We start from the raw sequence: 3,258 nt of genomic DNA on the forward strand, positions 1-3,258 counted from the left end.
CCGGGCGCGCTGTTGGGTCCTGAGGGCACGGAAGTGTTCTCGGTTGTGGACCGGACTCATCGAAGCTTCGCGGTTGCGGGGTGGGTGTTGGGTGACGGGTCGTTGTTTGAGAACTGCATAGTGGACGCGAGCATCTGTGGCCAAGTTTTTAAGGGCGCACGGTGGATGCCTTGGCACCAGGAACCGATGAAGGACGTGGGAGGCCACGATAGGCCCCGGGGAGCTGTCAACCGAGCTTTGATCCGGGGGTGTCCGAATGGGGAAACCCGGCAGTCGTCATGGGCTGTCACCCGCTGCTGAACACATAGGCAGTGTGGAGGGAACGCGGGGAAGTGAAACATCTCAGTACCCGCAGGAAGAGAAAACAACCGTGATTCCGGGAGTAGTGGCGAGCGAAACCGGATGAGGCCAAACCGTATGCGTGTGATACCCGGCAGGGGTTGCGCATGTGGGGTTGTGGGATCGTACTTCAGTCGTCTGCCGGCGGCTGGGCGAGTCAGAAACCGTTGATGTAGGCGAAGGACATGCGAAAGGTCCGGCGTAGAGGGTAAGACCCCCGTAGCTGAAACATTAGCGGCTTGCTTGTACGACACCCAAGTAGCACGGGGCCCGAGAAATCCCGTGTGAATCTGGCGGGACCACCCGCTAAGCCTAAATATTCCCTGGTGACCGATAGCGGATAGTACCGTGAGGGAATGGTGAAAAGTACCGCGGGAGCGGAGTGAAATAGTACCTGAAACCGTGTGCCTACAAGCCGTGGGAGCGTCGGACATCAGCTTGCTGGTGTCTCGTGACTGCGTGCCTTTTGAAGAATGAGCCTGCGAGTTTGCGGTGTGTGGCGAGGTTAACCCGTGTGGGGTAGCCGTAGCGAAAGCGAGTCCGAATAGGGCGATCCAGTCGCACGCCCAAGACCCGAAGCGGAGTGATCTAGCCATGGGCAGGTTGAAGCGTGGGTAAGACCGCGTGGAGGACCGAACCCACCAGGGTTGAAAACCTGGGGGATGACCTGTGGTTAGGGGTGAAAGGCCAATCAAACTCCGTGATAGCTGGTTCTCCCCGAAATGCATTTAGGTGCAGCGTCGTGTGTTTCTTGCCGGAGGTAGAGCACTGGATAGGCGATGGGCCCTACCGGGTTACTGACCTTAGCCAAACTCCGAATGCCGGTAAGTGAGAGCGCGGCAGTGAGACTGCGGGGGATAAGCTCCGTGGTCGAGAGGGAAACAGCCCAGAGCATCGACTAAGGCCCCTAAGCGTACGCTAAGTGGGAAAGGATGTGGAGTCGCACAGACAACCAGGAGGTTGGCTTAGAAGCAGCCACCCTTGAAAGAGTGCGTAATAGCTCACTGGTCAAGTGATTCCGCGCCGACAATGTAGCGGGGCTCAAGCGTACCGCCGAAGTCGTGTCATTGCAGCAATACTCCCAACGGAGGCTGTGATGGGTAGGGGAGCGTCGTGTGCCGGGTGAAGCGGCCCTGGAAGGGAGTCGTGGACGGTTCACGAGTGAGAATGCAGGCATGAGTAGCGATACAAGAGTGGGAAACTCTTGCGCCGATTGACTAAGGGTTCCTGGGTCAAGCTGATCTGCCCAGGGTAAGTCGGGACCTAAGGCGAGGCCGACAGGCGTAGTCGATGGACAACCGGTTGATATTCCGGTACCCGCTTTGAAGCGCCAGCGCTGAATCTGGTGATGCTAAGGCCGTGAAGCCGCCCTTGATCTCTTCGGAGTGATGGGGAGTGGTGGAGCCGCTGAACCTATCCAGTAGTAGGTGAGCGATGGGGTGACGCAGGAAGGTAGTCCAGCCCGGGCGGTGGTTGTCCCGGGGTAAGGGTGTAGGCCGAGTGGTAGGCAAATCCGCCACTCATTGAGGCTGAGACCTGATGCCGAGCCGATTGTGGTGAAGTGGATGATCCTATGCTGTCGAGAAAAGCCTCTAGCGAGTTTCATGGCGGCCCGTACCCTAAACCGACTCAGGTGGTCAGGTAGAGAATACCGAGGCGTTCGGGTGAACTGTGGTTAAGGAACTCGGCAAAATGCCCCCGTAACTTCGGGAGAAGGGGGGCCATTGCTGGTGAGGGGACTTGCTCCCTGAGCTGGTGGTGGCCGCAGAGACCAGCGAGAAGCGACTGTTTACTAAAAACACAGGTCCGTGCGAAGCCGTAAGGCGATGTATACGGACTGACGCCTGCCCGGTGCTGGAACGTTAAGGGGACCGGTTAGCTCCATTTCGGTGGGGCGAAGCTGAGAACTTAAGCGCCAGTAAACGGCGGTGGTAACTATAACCATCCTAAGGTAGCGAAATTCCTTGTCGGGTAAGTTCCGACCTGCACGAATGGCGTAACGACTTCTCGACTGTCTCAACCACAGGCCCGGTGAAATTGCACTACGAGTAAAGATGCTCGTTTCGCGCAGCAGGACGGAAAGACCCCGGGACCTTTACTACAGCTTGATATTGGTGTTCGGTTCGGCTTGTGTAGGATAGGTGGGAGACTTTGAAGCAGTGGCGCCAGCCATTGTGGAGTCGTCGTTGAAATACCACTCTGGTCGTGCTGGATGTCTAACCTCGGTCCGTGATCCGGATCAGGGACAGTGTCTGGTGGGTAGTTTAACTGGGGCGGTTGCCTCCTAAAGAGTAACGGAGGCGCCCAAAGGTTCCCTCAGCCTGGTTGGCAATCAGGTGTTGAGTGTAAGTGCACAAGGGAGCTTGACTGTGAGACTGACGGGTCGAGCAGGTACGAAAGTAGGGACTAGTGATCCGGCGGTGGCTTGTGGAAGCGCCGTCGCTCAACGGATAAAAGGTACCCCGGGGATAACAGGCTGATCTTCCCCAAGAGTCCATATCGACGGGATGGTTTGGCACCTCGATGTCGGCTCGTCGCATCCTGGGGCTGGAGTCGGTCCCAAGGGTTGGGCTGTTCGCCCATTAAAGCGGTACGCGAGCTGGGTTTAGAACGTCGTGAGACAGTTCGGTCCCTATCCGCTGTGCGCGTAGGAGTCTTGAGAAGGGCTGTCCCTAGTACGAGAGGACCGGGACGGACGAACCTCTGGTGTGCCAGTTGTCCTGCCAAGGGCATGGCTGGTTGGCTACGTTCGGGAGGGATAACCGCTGAAAGCATCTAAGCGGGAAGCCTGCTTCGAGATGAGGACTCCCACCCCCTTGAGGGGTTAAGGCTCCCAGTAGACGACTGGGTTGATAGGCCGGATGTGGAAGCCCAGTAATGGGTGGAGCTGACCGGTACTAATAAGCCGAGGGCTTGTCC

1 rRNA gene is annotated in these 3,258 nt (G+C 57.7%); it reads left to right on the plus strand.

Annotated features, from left to right (window positions below):
• Window positions 1-138: 138 nt before the first annotated feature.
• Window positions 139-3,258 (plus strand): 23S ribosomal RNA (locus PV410_RS44510); the annotation flags it as partial.

It is taken from the genome of Streptomyces sp. PA03-5A, from assembly GCF_033792725.1.
Classification (GTDB): domain Bacteria; phylum Actinomycetota; class Actinomycetes; order Streptomycetales; family Streptomycetaceae; genus Actinacidiphila.